The sequence below is a fragment of the Halanaerobium sp. ST460_2HS_T2 genome (assembly GCF_003337665.1).
Lineage (GTDB): Bacteria > Bacillota > Halanaerobiia > Halanaerobiales > Halanaerobiaceae > Halanaerobium > Halanaerobium kushneri.
Genome location: NZ_QPJF01000004.1, coordinates 78,051 through 95,834 on the forward strand (window position 1 = coordinate 78,051; position 17,784 = coordinate 95,834).

Here is a 17,784-nt window from a genome sequence, read left to right on the forward strand (position 1 = left end):
TAAACTCCTATTTCGACTAATAAAATTCTTAAATGAAGCCAACCCTTCTCTACTGCTTGCTATTCTTATAACTTCATTTAATATTCTATTTATATTTTTACTATACTAAATTATGATACTTTTATCAATCATTTTCACAAAATATCTTTGATTTTTTAGATATTTATTACATTTTAGACTATATAATACTTTTAATCAAGTACTGCTCCTTTAGAAGCTGAACCTACTAATTTTGCATAGCGCTTTAAATAACCGCTGATATCCGGGACAAATGGTTCTACTTTATCCATTCTGGCTGCTAATTCTTCCTCTGATAACTCTACTTCCAGAATAAATTTATCCATATCGATATGGATAATATCTCCTTCTTCTAGAGCCGCTATTGGTCCCCCGGCAGCTGCCTCAGGCGATACATGGCCGATTGCTGCTCCTCTGGTAGCGCCTGAGAAACGACCATCAGTAATTAAAGCCACACTATCATCAAGGCCCATTCCAGCCAGAGCTGAAGTAGGTGAGAGCATTTCTCTCATTCCCGGTCCTCCTTTAGGACCTTCATTTTTAATAACTACCACATCACCGGGATTAATTTCTCCATTATTAATAGCAGCAATTGATTCTTCTTCACTATTATAAATTCTTGCTGGTCCCCGATGGGACATCATATTATCCGCTACCGCTGCTCTTTTGACAACCGAACCTTCTGGAGCCAAATTACCTTTTAAGATAGCAAGTCCACCTCGATCATGATAAGGATTATCTAAAGAACGAATAATATTATGATCTACAAAATTAATAGCTTTTAAATTTTCTTTCAGTGATTGCCCGGTAACAGTAACTGTATCTAAATTAATTAGATCACCTTTTACCAGCTCATTAATAACTGCATGGATACCGCCAGCTGAATTTAAGTTTTCCATGTGATTTTTACCGGCTGGAGTTAGAGAACAGATATGAGGCACCTGATCACTAATCTCGTTAAACTTATCTAAAGGAAGATCTATTCCTGCTTCATGGGCGATTGCCGGCAGATGCAGAGCTGTATTTGTTGAACAGCCCAGGGACATATCAACAGTAATTGCATTTTCAAATGATTTTTCTGTTAAAATATCAGAAGGTCGAATATCCTTCTCCACCAGTTTCATTACTGCTCTTCCAGCAGCTTTAGCCAGTCTAATTCGATCAGCCTTAACAGCCGGAATTGTTCCATTACCCGGTAAAGCCAGCCCTAATACTTCAGCCAGAGAGTTCATCGAATTGGCTGTAAACATCCCGGCACAGGAGCCAACTCCTGGACAAGCAGAACGGGCTATCTGATCCAGCTCTTCTTCCTCCATCTTACCGGAAGTAACAGAACCGACCGCCTCAAAGACATTGTGTAAGTCAATGGCATTACCACAGTGGCTGCCTGCTTCCATTGGTCCACCACTGATTACAATTGCCGGAATATCAAGTCGAGCTGCTGCCATCATCATTCCAGGTACAATTTTATCACAGTTTGGTATTAAAACCAGCCCATCCAGCTGATGTCCATTAACCACTGCTTCCACTGAATCTGCAATTATTTCTCTGCTGGCCAGAGAATAATGCATTCCACTATGGCCCATCGCAATTCCATCACAGACTCCAATAGTACCAAAAGTTAGAGCTGTACCACCAGCTGCAGTAATTCCATGTTCAACAGCATCTTTAATTCTGTCTAAATGTTTATGACCGGGAATTATATCATTTGCCGAGTTGGCAATCCCGATTAAAGGTTTATCTATGTCATTATCGTCGAGTCCCAGAGCATAAAGTAATGATCTATGAGGGGCTCTTTCGATACCTTTTTTTATCTTATCACTTCTCATTCTTTTCCTCCTTAATCTACTAACTTCTTTCTGAAAAGCTTATTTATATTCATTATTTAGAATATATCTCATATATTAATACTTAATTATTAAAGGCCCACCTGACAGACTAATCAGTATAAATTTCTTTTCCAGTGGAATTTGCAATTTCTCTAAATTTTGCAATTAGTTTGGTTGTTTTTGCTCCAACTTCACCATTTCCTACTTTACGACTATCTACCTCTACCACCGGAATAACTTCGGCTGCAGTTCCACTTAAGAAACATTCATCTGCGGTAAAAATGTCATGTCTTGTAAATAGCTCTTCTCTAACTTCTAATCCCATTTCTTCAGCTATTTCAAGTACTACTTCTCTTTTAGTTCCTTTTAAAATACCCGCATATTTAGGTGGAGTATAAAGAGTCTCTCCATCAATGATAAAGATATTATCACCCGTACATTCTGCAACATAACCATCACTATTTAAAATAATAGCCTCCGGTGCATCCTGCATATTGGCTTCAATTCGCGCCATAATATTATTTAAATAATTTAAAGATTTAATTCGGGGATTAACCATTTCCGGACCATTCCGACGTGTTGGTACTGTAACAAGTTTTAAACCTGTCTCATATAGTTCTTCTGGATAAAGCTGAATAGCACTGGCAATAATTACAACTGTTGGCTTTGGACACTTACGGGGGTCTAAACCCAAATCTCCTTTTCCACGTGAAACTACTACTCTTATGTAAGCATCCCTTAATTCATTAGCTCTAATTGTTTCTAAAATAGCTGCTTCCATCTCTTCTTTACTCAATGGAATATCAAGCATAATTGTTTTTGCTGACTCATATAATCTTTCAATATGTTCATCCATCATAAAAACTCGACCACTGTAGGCTCTAATCCCTTCGAAAATACCATCACCATACAAATAACCATGGTCAAAAACTGAAACCTTTGCCTGATCTTCCGGAACAATCTCTCCGTTTAAATAAATATTTCTGCTCACTACTTTGTCCTCCTTAAATTTATTTTTATTTTTTAATAAAACTGTCAGCTTTTTTACTATAGAGATAGCATTATATTTAATATTTATTGTCTATAAATTATATAGTTTTCATTTTGAAAAGTCAAGCTTTAGGATAAGAAAAAAGCTCCCGGTTAAGGGAGCAGTAATTTTAAAAATTATTTATTCTTTTTCATTAGCAAATGAGCCTCTAATTTCAAAACCTAAATAATAAATATTATTTAAAGACTCTGTTTCATCAATTAATTCATCTGAGTTATTATAATCTCTGTCATTACTTAGACTTCTATTATAACCAAAAAACATTGTCTTATCTTCTTTGAACTCATAATTGATAAAAAGATCTAAAAGACTTCCTCTCGACTCATCTATATTTCTATAGTCATCATAAGTATATGTTTCCCACGGCTGATATGCATATTTGCTGTGTAGACTCAAATTATCAGATAGAGCCGTATCAAAGACTAAAATATATGCAGTGGTAGTATTATCATAATTATAGTCTTCTGTAGAAGTTGTAAAATCATATTCATTTCTTCCAGTCTTTATTCGTCCAATAATAGGACTAAATCTATATTCTCCTTTTTTAAGATCTCCTGGATCTAATGGTTTAATATAATCTAACTGCCAGTCAGACATCAAAATTGAATCTAAACCATAAAAACCCCCAATTTGTGCATAAACAGCACTATTTAAAAGAATACTAAATAATAAAACTAAGCCCACTACAAGTAATTTTTTTCTCATAAATACTCCCCCTTTATTTTTTGCAGGAATTTTGTCGAAAATCCTGAATTATATTATATATTGTATAAAGTATAACATTTTATATTTTAAATTAATATTACCCAAAAGTATTATATTTTAGGAGAGATATTTATGAGTTTTAATCAAAAAGAAATAAACTGGAAACTTTTATTTGATTTTATTTATGAAACAGGTAAAATAGTTGATCTTCAATTCTATTCTTATAATTTTTTAAAAAAATTAAATAATATAATTCCTTTTTATGGAGCTAATTTTTTTCTTTTTGATGAAAATGAAGATTTATTACAGGATCCAATTTGTTTTAATATTAGTAAATTGGCACTTAATTCCTATAATGATTATTACCATAAACTTGACGACATAAGAAAAATTGCCTTTAATCAAGTTGAACCAATTAGAAGCACTGATCTAATGAATTATAAAAGTTGGAGTAAAACAGAATACTTCAATGATTTTCTGGCTAAAAATAATCTTTATTACTCCTGTGGAATAGATATTCATTTTGAAAATAAACTGTTGGGAACAATAAGCCTTTTTAGAAGCCAGAAAGATAACAATTTTACTTTAACTGATTTAATTTATTTAGAATTAATAAGTAAGCAATGCTCTAACCATTTACACAAATTATTTACCATTGAAAATTTAAAAAATAAAAAGACTAAGAGAAAAAATAGTTTATTGAAAATCGCAGCCAATAGGTACAATCTTACTAATAGAGAAAGGGAAGTTTTAAAATTACTTATTGAAGGTAAAAATAATCAGGAAATAGCTGAAAATCTTTTTATTTCAGTAAATACAATAAAAAAACACCTCAGTAATATTTTTAATAAAACTGAGGTGAATAACAGAACTGAACTTACTTCTATGATTTTTAAATTTTAATATTATCATCAAATAAATTTAAATTATCATATATCGATGCTTAATTTATTATTAAGTCTTTTTTATTCTTTATTTAAAATCGCTTCTAATTCTTCAGGAGTTAACTCCTCAAATTCCTTTTCAGACTTGTTACTATATTCTTCAAGTATTTCATCTTTAGTTTTTTCATTAGATTTATTTTTTTCGAGATTTACTTCATTTTTATTATTAACCTTTTCATTTTTATTATCTTCTGGATCTTCATTAAGATTCAAATCGGTAGAAATTAAATGTTTAGAATTATTAATTCCTTCTCCATGTTTTAATATTTTGGGCCTGACAAAAATAATTAACTCTGTTCTATCATTTTCATCCAACCTCGACTTAAATAGTTCTCCTATAATAGGTATATCTCCAAGTAATGGAATTTTGGTTACTGAACCATTTTTTTCGGTTTGAATTAAACCTCCAATGGCAAACATTTCACCATCCTGTAATCTTAATTTAGTTTTTACACTCCTAGTACTGGTAGCAGGTGGAACCTGTGAATCAGGATTAATTCTTGTAAAATTACTCACTTCAGGTTCAATACTTAACTCGACCTCATTATTTTCAGTTATCCAGGGAGTAAATAGAACTTTTACTCCAGCTTCAGCATATTCATAAGTTATACTGCTTGAACCATCATCGTTTATTTCTTTTACCGGATATGGTTCTTCATCTAAAATAGACATAGTAGCTTCTTCCCCATTTAAAGTCATTAATCGAGGATTTGCTAATGTTACAGAATTACTGTTCTGATCTAAAAGTCTAAATAACTCTGGCCAGGTATAATTAATTCCATCAATATTTCCATCAGAATCTTTTTCAAATTCTATTGTTGAAAAGTTTTCGAGACTGTCAATACCAATCTCTCTCGATAAATCAGCTCCAATTTCTTCTACTCTAATTTCAATCATTACTTGATACTGAGGTACATTAATTTTTTTAACAAGATTCACTACATTATTCAACTTATTTTTGGCTCCATTAATTATTATCTCTTTGCGCTTTGCATTAACATGAAGCTTAATATCTGGATAAAATTTTTCCACTATTTCGGTAATCTGTTCTGTATCAACATAATCAACTCGTATATTTCTTGTTTCTGGTTCTAAACTATTATCATAAGTTTTGGCCATTGAGATTGCAGCTTCTACATCTTCTTTATTTCCACTGATAATAATTTTATTTGTTAAAGGATTTGATCTAATTGAAAGTTTAGAATTAATATTTTTTAATTTATCACTTAAATCTGCTATTTCAGCATTAATAACCTGATAACTATTAGTATACTTTTCTTCTTTGGCTTCCTCAGCAGCTTTTACAGATTCTGCCTGGGCAATTTCTTTTTCTTTCTTTTCCTGAATCACTGCTGACGAATCAAGTCGATTAATCATTTCCTTAATTTCATTAATCCTTGATTCTTCACCTTTTAAAATAAATTGTCTTCTAACTGAGTCAGCTGTAATCTGAGTTTCAGGGAAAATATCTTTAACAATAGTCCCAATATTATCAAAGTCAGCAGATTCCACCTTTACAAATTCTGTTTTAATATTTGCATAAATACTATCAAGTCTTTCAGGAGCCGCAACCACGACAGTATTTTCGTCCCATTTGTAGCTTAACGCTCGAGTTTGAGTAATTAAATCAAGAGATTTTTCAAACGTAATATCTTTTAGACTAACTGTAATATTACCTGATACGTTACTGTCAGTAATTAAATTAACATCTGCAACTTCTGCAATGGCACGTAAAACATCTACAACCTCAGTATTTTTAAAAGACATATTTTCAATCTTATCCTGTGGTCCTGCCATAACCCCCAAGGAAAAAGCAAAAACAAAAACCAAAGTAAAAATAAGTAATCTCTTTTTATATTTCATCAACTTCCCCTCCAATCTTTAACCGAAGTTTAAATCCGCGATTTTGAACTATCACACTTTCTTTTTCTATAGAGATAATCTGATAATCATTTTCTTTATAATTCCCACGGATAAGTTTCATACTTCCTCCGGTATTTAGCAGTGCAACTTTTTCTTTATTACTGCTGATAATTCCATTTAAAGAAAATGGAAGTTCCCTTCTTACATCTTCAACTGTTATTTTAGGTGGTGCCGGTTTTCTGTTTTGCTCTGCAGCTGTGTTTTGGGTCTGATTGTCAGACTGCTCTTCTGCTTGAACGCTATTGCTTTCAACAGGCATCTCAGGTACGGGGTCAATATATTCTACAAAAGGATTTCTAAATTCTTTTCCACTATAGATTTCTCCATTTTGATTTTGAGCAAGCACAGAGAAAGAAAAGCAAAAAGTTAGAAACAATATAATAAAAATCATTAATAATTTATCCTTCATCTGTCTCAACCCCCTTACGAAGTAGTTCTTGATCTACAAGACGGTCATGATAAAGCACTGTCATTGAAAGTAAAACACCCTCTGCATTCCGGCTGATATTAACATCTCTAAATTCAAACCAGTAATTCCAGTCTTTAAAGGCTTCTAAAAGACTGCTGGCTTCTCTAAAACCACCACTGATATTTACTGCCATCGAAATATCCCCTTCATTTTCTCTTGGTCTAAATAGAGTTAAAGAAAGATTATTCTCACGAGCAATTTCTCTAAAATCAATTAAAAGATTAATTACATCCTTATCTATATACTCGCCTCTACTTTCTAACTCAGCTATTATTTCTCTATATTCATCTTTGATTTCCGGCAGTCTACTGGCAAAAGTCATTGCTATATCTAAGCGATTCTGCCTGTTATTCCTCTCATTTTCTAAGACTCCAATTTCTGCTTTTAAAGGCTCATAAAAATAGAAATAGTAAATAGCTGAGAGGGCAATTAAAAATGCCAAAATTAATAATACTTTTTCTCTTCTGCTTAAATCCTTAAACATTTTATTCGCCCTCCTCTCTAACTAAGTCAGCAGTAATAGTAAAATTTACTACCTCCTGTTTTTCCAAAGTATCCAATTTCACATTGATAAAATAAGGAGAATTGATTAAGGCCTGTCTGAATTCCTGCAGCTCTTCCCCTATTCTGGTTCTGCCTCTGATATTTAAAGTCTTTTGTCTTAAAGAAAAATTATCAATAACCCCTCTTAGAGGTGTTATATAACCGAGAGCTTCAATTGGTCCGTCCCAGCTGTAACCAGGAACAGTAGGGGTTTCTTTAAGAGCAGTTATGATTTCCTCATATTCCTTGAATTCTCTTTCTAAAGGCAGATAAATATCCAGCTGACTTTCGATCTGTTTTATCTCTGCCTGCACATTTCTTTTCTCAGAAATTAATGAATACTGGATTATTCCAATCATCATAATTGGAATTAAAATTGTTAAAAGGATTCCCACTCCAAAATAATCAAAGCTTATCTGCTTTTTTTCTTCTTTAATCAGATTAATCCTCATCTGCCATCACCTCACTAATTCCAAGGCCAATAGCTACTGCAAATTCTGCTTTATTATTTCTAAACTGTTCTTCTATTTTAGAATTCATATTAATCATTTTATAATTATTAAGAGTAATTAAGCTTTGTGATATATTTTTTCCTAATTCATCTTTCAAACCTGAAAGTTTAGACCCACCACCAGTTATATAAATATTGTCAAACTTAAGCTCTCTATTTTTCATTTGAACAAATTCAATAGATCTATTAATTTCAGAAGCTAGATCATTAACTGATGATACAAATTGATAATTATAATTAATTCCTGCATCTAAATTTAAATTATAATCATTTTTTTCGCTAAGTTCAGTATCTAAATTCAAATCGTGTTTTTCATTTTCTGCAGTCTTATAATCTAAATTTTTGTTATCCATTAAAATCTTTGTAAAATTTATTCCTCCAATGTCTACTGTTCGCGAAAGGAAAATCTCGGTTTTATTACCTATTGTAATTTGAGATGAAAAAGAACCTATATCTACAATTATCTCTGAATTATTTAGTAGATTACTATATTCTAAGATTGAAAGTAATGCCATTGGTTGAATATTAACAACTTTAGCTTTTAAGTTAGCTTTCTCTAATATTGAAAGATAATTTTTTAAAATATTTTTTTTAACAACTATAACCATAAACTTTAACTTATCTTTAAACTTTTTTACTAATTCATAATCAAATACAGCATTTTCTACATCATAAGGTAGTTCATCATTTATTTCCCATTTTAAAGATTCTTTAACTTCATTATCTTTCATAAGTGGAATTTCTACTTCTCTAATTAATAAATCTCTATTTGGTATTGTAGTTATTATATTTTTGGAGATATTTTTCATTGAATTAACAACTTCTTTTAGCTCAGCACCCGCTATTGCATAATCAATTATAATACCATTTTTTACAATTTCATTTGGAATTCTTTTAATCGCTAAATCATTTAATTTTAATTTTTCTCCATCAACATTTAAGTTTACTACTTTAATATTATGATTTCCAATATCTATACAGGTAAAATTCTTCTTTTTGAAAAACATAATTCAGACACCTCACTTTCCTACTTTTATATTTTATTATTTAAAGCCTTAACCAAAAATTTATTTTTCCAAGCAAAAATAATTAGTAGTATAAGATAAAAAAGTACTATCAATCCTGTTTCTTTAATAATTAACAGAAAAGATAAAAAAACTAATGGCATTAATAAAATATTAGTTATAGATTTAAGAAAAAGATTTGAAGAAATTATTTTTGCATAACTTGGTGAATATTTATAATATAAAGCAATAAATTTTTGGCCCAATTTATATTTGGATAAGTATAAATCTCTGAACATCCTTAATGTTTTAACTGCTGGATTAAAAGGAGAACCATAAGCAGCTGTAGCTATAAAACAAAATGTATTAACTTGAGAATTTGGTAACGGGGTACCTTCAGCAGAACTTTTAAAATAAATTCCATTTATACTACCGTTAATTTCTGATATTTCATTATTTTTAGCCATATTTGATAAAAATATTTTAGAATCCACAGAATAATTTAATTCTTCATCATTATACATAGATCTAATAATATATCTTATAACTTTAGATTTATCTCCTGCTTCTTTAGTCCAGTCAATTTTATATTTAAACTCATTTTGCCCAATAATTCTTTTTTCAAGATTTTCATCTTTGTAAATAACCTCTCCAAATCCATCACCATTATTATCATTTATATAAATATATCGATCTTGATCAGTAAAATTCCCTACAAAACCATCAGGTGAAATATCTACTCCATAAGCATTTCTTAAATTTGAGTTCAAAAAATTTGCAAGTATCCTCATATCAGTTTGTACCTGCCATTTTTGCTCAGCTGCATCAAAAGCATTATTTGCTTGAATATAAACCATTGTCCCTAAACCACCAACAATTCCAATAACACCAAGTGTAACCAGAAATTCTACAAGTGTAATACCACTTTCATTTTTAAAATATTTATATATTTTCATAGTTATCGCCCTATCCCATTTAAACTATCATCATAAACACCAGAATTATATTCAATCCAGCTCTGACCATCTGTAGAATATAATATAACAGCATCTTCATTATTTATTGGATCATTGTCTCCAACTACCACATAAACGATTTCTTCATTTATTTTTTTGAAATCAATATCTTTTAAATTATTATCTGTATTAGAACTATATTCAGACCAGTTTTCACCATCTGTAGAATATAAAATAATAGAATCATTATTTGAACTGCTATCTCCAACTGCAATCAATGTTGTAGAATCATCCGCATCATAACTTGTAATGGAGCTTAAAATTCTATCAGTATCAATTGATGTTAGAGTTATATCATTCCAACTATGACCATCATCAGAGATTTTGATTAAAGTATTACCACTTTTTGAACCAACAGCAATAAATTTTCCTAATTGAGAACTATAAACAACTTCATTTAGACTTTCATTAATATTTGATCTAATAAAACTCCAGTTTTCATCATTTTCTTTTCTTAAAATAATTCCATTATCACCAACCGCAACCATAATTTGAGAATTAGAAATATTAGCTAAAGTTATAGAATTTAAAGCTTCATTTTCAAAACTATATGTGTTCCCTTTCCTCATATCTGAACTTTGTAAAGAATATATCTTATCATCATTACTTACTGATGATAAATATTCTGCATCTAACCAGTTAACTATATTAGATAAATCCGTAGGTGCAGTACCACTAACTGCAGATATATCAAATTTCTGCAGAAGATAATTATTAATGGCATCTAACTCAGAAGCAGAGAGCATTTTATTATAAATAATAAATTCTGCTATATGCCCAGAAAATTGCTTGTTGCTTTTAAAATTATTTCCAAAAAAGATTTTCTTAGCTTGAGTGTTAATATTTTGATCATTAGTTATAGTATTAGTTGTTTCAGCACCATTAATGTAAAGATCAATGTTTGTAAGACTTGGTCCTGTCATATTTATAGTTATTAAATAAGCCTGATCATTATTAACTACCTCATCAGTAAGCAAATATGAATCCTGATCTATTTTTAGCTGAAGTTTATTTTCTGAGTTTCTTAATAAAGTCATTTGTTCTCCTGAATTTTGATTAATAAAATAATCATTGATATCAAATAATATTTCAGCACTATCTTCAGGCTGCAAAACCATGAATATTGCTCGATTATCTCCTGCTAAGGCATCAGATAATTCAGTGTTAATACTATTTTTCTTATTATCAAAATACAGAGATGATTTGTCATTTAATTCTGTTACATTAGTTTTATAAACCGGAACATCTGGATTTAAAGACCAGCCACTATTATTTATATTATTAATAAAAACACCAAAATTACTTACTAATTCATACTTTTTATCATCTTCTTCTGTATAATAAATACCAGAATTAAGATTAAAATCACTAGAAAGCTGTGTGTAGTCAACTGGAAGAGTAATAGAATTCCAATCTTCTTCATCAGCTAAAATATTAATCCTCCCATTATCACCTAAGAGTAAGAATTCTTCATTTCCCTTTAAAACTGAATTAATTTTATTTGTACTAGTAATATCTCGATTAACCCAGTAGTCTCCATCAGCTGAAACTACTGTTCTACCAGAATCACCAGCTGCAATAAAATTAGGTAATAAAATATCTAATTTAGCTTTTACAATTTGAGGTTCTTCAGCTTCAATACTTTCATCTCTTTCGGTTATCATTTCTACTGTATATGGAGAAAAAGCATTAGTTAAACCAGATGACAACTCAATAAAAGCTCGATCATCTAAAGGTGCTGTAGGATTTTCATCTATGCTATCTAAGCTATAAAATGAACTTAATATGTCATTGTTATTTTTATCATAAATATTTAGTTCTGTTAATTCAGAGCTAAAATTTGTATTATAGGCATCAACTAATAATTCTGAAGGATCATAACCGGCACTTAGTGGTTTATATCCCTCAACCAAAACATAAGGATTAAGTTTAATATAAGGTCTATCAGCTAAAAAAGTAATATAATTTGCTTCACTGGTAGTTGATTTAATTAAACTTCCTTTAACATCTATAGTATCTAAATTTTCATTCTTAAATTTAACCGGAAAAATACTTCCAGTAAAAGTTTCATTAGTAGGAATCTTACTCTGAACCTGTCCTTCTGATTCTAAAACCTGCTGATTTTCTTGAGCTGATTGATTGATTATTTTAAATGACTCAATTACAGTAGGCATCACACCTGCTATTATTATACTTACAACAACAAGAGACATTAAAACTTCAATCAATGTAAATGCTGCTGTACCTTTGTTGATCTTCATCTGTGATACCTCCAGTCTATTTGTCAAAAATCATAATTTAAAACCAATTAATAATATACTCTTCTTCAGGAACAGGTGGTGAATAGTTTGGATCATCTGCTGGAATAGGTATCAAAACCTGTCCGTCATAATCGCCATCGTCCCAGCGAAGTAAATCTATACCTGTTTGAACTATTTCTCCACTTTCATTTGTTTCAGTAATTTTTTTAAAATAATAAGCAGAACCAGGAGCTATAATTTCATTATCCCAAAACCATAAGGGGCTATAAACTCCCTGATTAAAATACACTCTACCAAAATCACCGCTATAGCCGTCAAGTTGATAACCCAAACCTTCAGGTAATCCAATTATTAACGAGCCATAACTTGTCAAACCTTTTCTAATTTCTATTCTTTCTCTAAAAACTAAATTCTCACCAATTGTAATCAAAGCACCCTGATTATCTCCACTCTGTTTTAAATCAAGTTCATTATTAAAATAGATTGAGTTAGCAGAATAAGCAACCTTATTATTACTATTGTTATTCTGTAAGTATAAATCAGAATCATCAGTAGTAATTTCTACACTACCATAAACTTGATCATGGTATTTAATCTCTACTGTTTCTGCTTCATATCCGAGTCCAAATATGCCAGATAGCCAGTCCCAAAAATCTTCTGTTACTGTTGTTTCTTTAACATTTGAACCAGGCAAAATCTGACCAGTATCATAATTATACCAGCCTAAGTCTTCAGCGTTAGTTTGACTATTAACATTAAGATACGGACTTACTCTAGCCTTAACTGTTTCTTCACCTGAAGAATTAGTTATTTTAGCAGTTGAGGTGAAAATAGTATGGCCATACTGATCCTGGTTTGGATTAATAGCTTCCTTTTCAAATTCAACATCTATTTCAGCTATTATTTCTCCATACTGAGAAGGATTATCTTGATATTCACTTTTCAAAACAAAATTATCCTGATCATCAAAAATTACTGTTTCTAAACTGCCATTTTCTATGTCTGCTTCCTTCCAGGCAGATATAGCTGCTTCAGCCCCTGAACGGGCAATGTAATAAGCTTTAGTCTTATTATTAGTACTTCTTGCAATTTGAAAAGAATTAAGACTATAATTAGCAAGTGTAAGTGCCATAACTGGCACAACAGCAAGTAAAGCCAGGGTAAATATCATTGCAAATGCCTTTTCATTTTTTATCATTGACCTGGCCTCCTTTCATAAAATAAGCCATTAAAGAAATAAATTGAAATAAAAATTAATCAGTTCTTCTCCCCAGAACATCATTATCAAACTACCAGTTATAATCAAGGGTCCAAAAGGCAATTTTGTTTTAGAGTTAAATTTACCGCTGATCAAAAATGGTAGAGCTATAATAACTCCAATAAAAGAGCCAATAAAGATTCCAATTAACGGAACCTGCCAGCCTGTAAAAATTCCAATTATAGCAACTAGTTTTAAATCTCCCATTCCCATTCCCTGTGGATAAATCAAAATTATTAGCAGCAGAAATAAGGCAGGAATTAAACTTCCAATTATTGCTGTCTGAAAAGAAATATAATTAAACACTATAGCAAAAAACAAGCCTGATATAAAACCAACATAAGTTATTTTATTTGGTATAATCTGTCTTTGATAATCAATAACAGCAGCTGCTATCAGAAGTGATAATAAATAAAGATAAACAAAAGTTTTGATAGTTAAACCAAAATTAATATAAGTTAATAAAAATAAAACTGCTGTTAATAATTCAATTAATGGATACTGCAGGGAAATTTTTTCCCCACAGTATCTACATTTACCTTTATTGATTAAATAACTAAATATAGGTATTAAATCAAAAACTTTTAAGGTAGTTCCACAGTTCATACAGTGTGATCTAGGCTTAACTAAAGATTTTCCTTCAGGTAAGCGGTAGATTACACCATTTAGAAAACTACCTATGGTTAAACCAAATGTAAAAAATATTAGATTAATCATTCTAGTTTAGTGAATTAAATCCATCTTCATTAATTGTAATATCATTATCTCCATCGCTTAATTTTATCGTAAATCCACCATCAGTAGAAGTTGTTACTCCATCATCAACTGTAATATCATCATTTCCAGAAAGACTGATTGAAATACCTGTCCCACTGCTAATAGCACTACTCAAACCACTTATCCCACTAGTTGATGTGATACTATCTAAATCTGGATATTTCCCTGTACTTGCATATGCCATCTCCATCGCATTACGAACACTGCTAGCAGTAGCATTTAATGCTTCTTTTCTTGCTTGATCCTGTACCCCAGTAATCCTTGGCACAGCAATACCTGCTAAAATACCTAAAACTGCTATCACTACAAGTAACTCAATTAATGTAAAAGCTGCGTCATTATAAATTTTTTCTCTTAGTTTTCTCATTTTTATCTCTCCTCTTTTTTATTAAATATTTAATAATATCTTCCCCACTTTAAACCAACCTCTAATTAAAAAATCACCCCCTCTGCTTATTTAAATAATTCAATTTCACTCCTATACCCAAAATAAACCAAAAAACAGGTGCTGCTGAAACAACACTATCATTAAATAAAGCTGCCGCGGCATAAGCTACAAAAGCCGTAAAAGCTGCAGCTCCAAGATAGTCAAAATAGTTATTAAAATCTCTTTTAAAATAAAACATTAAACTTTCTATAGTATGATAAGCAAATAATAAAAAAACAGATATTAAAGAAATTAAACCTGTATTAATAGCAAGCTGTAGATAAAAATTATGTGGTTTATCTACAATTTTAGTAGTTAAATTAAATGCATTTAACTTACCCCTATAATCATGCTGAGGAAAGTAAAAAGGATAGGTATCAGGACCATTACCAAGTAATAACGTTTCTTTAAGCAAAGGAATAGATCTCGACCAGATATACCCTCTGGAACTCGCAAATTTTTCCTTGTTTTTAAATCCCCATTTTGCTGCTTCATTTATTTTATAAGCTCCACCTTTTAAACCCATTATCCAGAATCCCTCTTCATTAATTAAAAATACAGACCTTTTATTTCCATATTTGATTAATAAGGAATTTCTTCTAGAATCAAATCTCATTTTAAGAAGCTCGAAATCAGGATTCTCAACTTCAATATAACTATTTTTATTTCTTGCTAAAGCCAAATTTTTATTGTTTTTGCCATTATAAAAGCTCAAATTATTCTTTTGATCAGTATTTTCTTTTTTAACTAATAACTTAAAATCTTTTGTATTATAAATCAAATTATTTTCTGAAGTTACAATTTTTTTGATTTTTAAATCTAATTCCTCTTCACCTTTTAAGGCCATTTCAGTTTCTTTACCAAAAGTTAAAAACTCTCCAAAAACTTTCCCCTGGCTTTGATAATTCATTCCGAGTGCAATTAAAAATAAAATAATAAATAAAACTAAAATTGATTTCCACTTTTTAATTATCTCTTTGTACATTATTATCAGCAAAAATAAAAAAGCAAATATTCCACCGACCATACCGGCTCTAGACATTGAACCTATCCAGGCTGCAAAAAATAAAGAAACAAAAAATCCATATAAAAACTGTTTTTCTCTGCTTTCCTGCATAATATAATAAACCAATGATAATAAAAGCAGCATCGAAAAATAACTACCGACATAGTTTGGATTATAAAGAGTCGAATAAATAATATTTTCACCAAAGTTAAAAGTCATACTTTCTGCTAATTGAGACATTTGTTCTGGTAAAACTAAATTTCTCCCAATAATGCTCCTGAAAAAATCATAACCGAAAAATTGATAAATTCCTATTAGAGCAATTATAGATGCAGAAATAAATAAACCATTAATCAATATTTCTAATTGTTTTTTACTGTTAATTAAAAAATAACTTGCCATCATTATTATTAAATAAGAAATTAAAACCGGCATCCCCTCATAACGATCAGGGAATCCTATTTGAGAAACATATTGAAAATCAGAAAAAATTGTTGATAAAATTATCATTATTAGATATACAGTTAAAAAAATAAATTGTACTCTAAATTTAAGTTTTCTCTTTTTAGCTTCCCGCCAGAAGAAAAATAACAAAATCAGTGTCCATCCTAAAAGCCAGACCATCTTATAATATGAGAAAAAATCAAGATTATAAGATTCAACCCAGTATAAAGAAGTTACTTCAGATAAAATTCTTTTTTTTAAAAAAACTATCAGAGGTGTGAAAAATATTATCATAAAAATAGGTATAATTTTGATTATATTATAATTATATTCCTTTATTTTCAACAAAATAGTAACCCCTTATCAAATAATTTAAATATATTGGAACATATCAAACATTGGAGTAATTATTGAAACAGCCACAAAACCAACCACAACTGCTAGAATAACAATCATTGCCGGCTCAATTAAAGTAATAACTCCATCAACACTTGTTTCTACTTCACTATCATAAAAATCAGATATTTTAACCATCATCTTAGGCAATGCTCCTGTTTCTTCCCCAACTCTTGTCATCTGTATAACCATCAGCGAAAATAACTTGGGATATCTGTCAAGTTCTGCTGCGAGGCTCATTCCTTCTCTAACCTGAACTCTAATCATAGTAAGAGCATCACTATAGACTTTATTATTGATAACATTCTCTACTATAGATAGGGATTCAAGTAAACCTACTCCACTGTCAACTAAAATTGAAAGGGTGCTCGAAAACCTTGATAAATATATTTTTTGCATCATGTCTCCGAAAATTGGTATCTTAAGAATTAAATTATCAGTCTTAAGTCGTCCTTTTTCTGTTTTCCGATATCTACTAAAAAGAAAAAATATTAAAGTTAGGAAAAGCAAAATAGCCCACCAGTAACTTCTAATAAAATCACTAATAGCAAGTAAAATACGAGTTATCAAAGGTAAATTTGCTCCCAAACTGCTAAACATACCTACAAACTGAGGCACCACTTGAACTACTAGAAAGGTAACTACTAAAATAGCAACAGCTAAAATAGTTAATGGATAATAAAGTGCTGATTTAATCATTGAATTCAATTTGCTCTGTCTTTCATAATGATCAGCCAGTTTGTTAAGAACAACATCTAATACACCTCCAGCTTCTCCAGCTCGAATTAATTCAATATATAAAGTCGGAAAAATTTTTTTATGCTTTTGCATAGCATTTGCTAAAGAGATCCCTGTTTCAACATCTTCTAATATTTCTTCTAATGATTTTTTGAAAAATTTGTTATCCATTTGATCATACATAATCTGCAGAGAATCAACTAGACTAATTCCAGAATCAATCATTGTTGCAAACTGCTGGCTGAAAACTGATAATTCTTTGGTACTTACACTATTAGTAAAATTTATAATTTCTCTTACATCTTTAGATTTTTTCTTTTCACTAATATTTGTAATATAAAAGCCTTTTTCTTTTAATTGAGATGCAATTGCAGTTTTATTATCTGCTTCTAATTCTCCTATTATTTTATTCCCATTTTTGTCTTTTGCTTTATATTCAAATAAAGAAGCCATTATTATCCCCC

16 protein-coding genes are annotated in these 17,784 nt (G+C 30.4%); 1 reads left to right on the forward strand and 15 read right to left on the reverse strand.

From position 1 onward, the window contains the following. Window positions 1-191: 191 nt before the first annotated feature. The 3 genes from ilvD to DFR80_RS03060 form a co-directional block, all read right to left on the reverse strand. Window positions 192-1,847, reverse strand: a complete 1,656-nt coding sequence (ilvD, locus tag DFR80_RS03050) for a dihydroxy-acid dehydratase (protein WP_114489175.1) — start codon at window positions 1,845-1,847, stop codon at window positions 192-194. Window positions 1,848-1,956: 109 nt separating this feature from the next. Next, entirely contained in the window at window positions 1,957-2,838 is an 882-nt protein-coding gene (gene ilvE, locus DFR80_RS03055) for a branched-chain-amino-acid transaminase (RefSeq protein ID WP_076543628.1), read from the reverse strand. A gap of 180 nt (window positions 2,839-3,018) precedes the next feature. Beyond that, on the reverse strand, window positions 3,019-3,603 hold the full coding sequence (locus DFR80_RS03060) for a hypothetical protein (RefSeq protein ID WP_076543629.1): 585 nt from the start codon (window positions 3,601-3,603) through the stop codon (window positions 3,019-3,021). Between the two features lie 132 nt (window positions 3,604-3,735). On the opposite strand from DFR80_RS03060, the gene DFR80_RS15515 reads away from it, so the two are divergent. Continuing rightward, window positions 3,736-4,506, forward strand: a complete 771-nt coding sequence (locus tag DFR80_RS15515) for a response regulator transcription factor (protein WP_114489176.1) — start codon at window positions 3,736-3,738, stop codon at window positions 4,504-4,506. A 62-nt stretch (window positions 4,507-4,568) separates the two neighbouring features. Here the strand turns inward: DFR80_RS15515 and DFR80_RS03070 are convergent, their stop codons facing one another. The 12 genes from DFR80_RS03070 to DFR80_RS03125 all read right to left on the reverse strand — a co-directional run bounded on the left by DFR80_RS03070 (window position 4,569) and on the right by DFR80_RS03125 (window position 17,773). Beyond that, on the reverse strand, window positions 4,569-6,410 hold the full coding sequence (locus DFR80_RS03070) for a type II secretion system protein GspD (RefSeq protein WP_114489177.1): 1,842 nt from the start codon (window positions 6,408-6,410) through the stop codon (window positions 4,569-4,571). Next, entirely contained in the window at window positions 6,400-6,879 is a 480-nt protein-coding gene (locus DFR80_RS03075) for a hypothetical protein (RefSeq protein WP_114489178.1), read from the reverse strand. The genes DFR80_RS03070 and DFR80_RS03075 overlap by 11 nt, the downstream gene beginning before the upstream one ends. After that, window positions 6,869-7,423, reverse strand: a complete 555-nt coding sequence (locus DFR80_RS03080) for a hypothetical protein (protein ID WP_114489179.1) — start codon at window positions 7,421-7,423, stop codon at window positions 6,869-6,871. Before DFR80_RS03080 ends, DFR80_RS03075 begins: the two co-directional genes overlap by 11 nt. A 1-nt stretch (window position 7,424) precedes the next feature. After that, on the reverse strand, window positions 7,425-7,934 hold the full coding sequence (locus tag DFR80_RS03085; RefSeq protein WP_114489180.1) for a PilN domain-containing protein: 510 nt from the start codon (window positions 7,932-7,934) through the stop codon (window positions 7,425-7,427). Beyond that, on the reverse strand, window positions 7,924-9,000 hold the full coding sequence (gene pilM, locus DFR80_RS03090) for a type IV pilus assembly protein PilM (protein WP_114489181.1): 1,077 nt from the start codon (window positions 8,998-9,000) through the stop codon (window positions 7,924-7,926). Before pilM ends, DFR80_RS03085 begins: the two co-directional genes overlap by 11 nt. Before the next feature lie 26 nt (window positions 9,001-9,026). Beyond that, a complete protein-coding gene (locus DFR80_RS03095; RefSeq protein ID WP_114489182.1) occupies window positions 9,027-9,953 on the reverse strand; it encodes a CFI-box-CTERM domain-containing protein in 927 nt (308 codons plus the stop codon). Between the two features lie 2 nt (window positions 9,954-9,955). Next, window positions 9,956-12,274 (reverse strand): LamG-like jellyroll fold domain-containing protein, encoded by a 2,319-nt coding sequence (locus DFR80_RS03100; RefSeq protein WP_114489183.1) that lies wholly within the window; start codon window positions 12,272-12,274, stop codon window positions 9,956-9,958. A 37-nt stretch (window positions 12,275-12,311) separates the two neighbouring features. Next, a complete protein-coding gene (locus DFR80_RS03105; protein ID WP_114489184.1) occupies window positions 12,312-13,472 on the reverse strand; it encodes a hypothetical protein in 1,161 nt (386 codons plus the stop codon). 30 nt (window positions 13,473-13,502) lie between these two features. Next, entirely contained in the window at window positions 13,503-14,249 is a 747-nt protein-coding gene (locus tag DFR80_RS03110) for an A24 family peptidase (RefSeq protein ID WP_114489185.1), read from the reverse strand. 1 nt (window position 14,250) lies between these two features. Beyond that, window positions 14,251-14,676, reverse strand: a complete 426-nt coding sequence (locus tag DFR80_RS03115; protein ID WP_114489186.1) for a type IV pilin protein — start codon at window positions 14,674-14,676, stop codon at window positions 14,251-14,253. Between the two features lie 73 nt (window positions 14,677-14,749). Then, complete coding sequence (locus tag DFR80_RS03120) at window positions 14,750-16,534, reverse strand: O-antigen ligase family protein (protein ID WP_114489187.1); 1,785 nt, start codon at window positions 16,532-16,534, stop codon at window positions 14,750-14,752. 24 nt (window positions 16,535-16,558) lie between these two features. Then, the gene (locus DFR80_RS03125; RefSeq protein ID WP_114489188.1) at window positions 16,559-17,773 is read right to left on the reverse strand and encodes a type II secretion system F family protein; all 1,215 of its coding nucleotides are present in this window, start codon (window positions 17,771-17,773) and stop codon (window positions 16,559-16,561) included. Window positions 17,774-17,784: the final 11 nt, after the last annotated feature.

Coding starts and splice junctions, on each gene's coding strand:
- ilvD (WP_114489175.1), bottom strand. CDS start 1,847: ATGAGAAGTGATAAGATAAAAAAAGGTATCGAAAGAGCCCCTCATAGA.
- DFR80_RS03060 (WP_076543629.1), bottom strand. CDS start 3,603: ATGAGAAAAAAATTACTTGTAGTGGGCTTAGTTTTATTATTTAGTATT.
- DFR80_RS15515 (WP_114489176.1), top strand. CDS start 3,736: ATGAGTTTTAATCAAAAAGAAATAAACTGGAAACTTTTATTTGATTTT.
- DFR80_RS03070 (WP_114489177.1), bottom strand. CDS start 6,410: ATGAAATATAAAAAGAGATTACTTATTTTTACTTTGGTTTTTGTTTTT.
- DFR80_RS03075 (WP_114489178.1), bottom strand. CDS start 6,879: ATGAAGGATAAATTATTAATGATTTTTATTATATTGTTTCTAACTTTT.
- DFR80_RS03080 (WP_114489179.1), bottom strand. CDS start 7,423: ATGTTTAAGGATTTAAGCAGAAGAGAAAAAGTATTATTAATTTTGGCA.
- DFR80_RS03085 (WP_114489180.1), bottom strand. CDS start 7,934: ATGAGGATTAATCTGATTAAAGAAGAAAAAAAGCAGATAAGCTTTGAT.
- pilM (WP_114489181.1), bottom strand. CDS start 9,000: ATGTTTTTCAAAAAGAAGAATTTTACCTGTATAGATATTGGAAATCAT.
- DFR80_RS03095 (WP_114489182.1), bottom strand. CDS start 9,953: ATGAAAATATATAAATATTTTAAAAATGAAAGTGGTATTACACTTGTA.
- DFR80_RS03100 (WP_114489183.1), bottom strand. CDS start 12,274: ATGAAGATCAACAAAGGTACAGCAGCATTTACATTGATTGAAGTTTTA.
- DFR80_RS03105 (WP_114489184.1), bottom strand. CDS start 13,472: ATGATAAAAAATGAAAAGGCATTTGCAATGATATTTACCCTGGCTTTA.
- DFR80_RS03110 (WP_114489185.1), bottom strand. CDS start 14,249: ATGATTAATCTAATATTTTTTACATTTGGTTTAACCATAGGTAGTTTT.
- DFR80_RS03115 (WP_114489186.1), bottom strand. CDS start 14,676: ATGAGAAAACTAAGAGAAAAAATTTATAATGACGCAGCTTTTACATTA.
- DFR80_RS03125 (WP_114489188.1), bottom strand. CDS start 17,773: ATGGCTTCTTTATTTGAATATAAAGCAAAAGACAAAAATGGGAATAAA.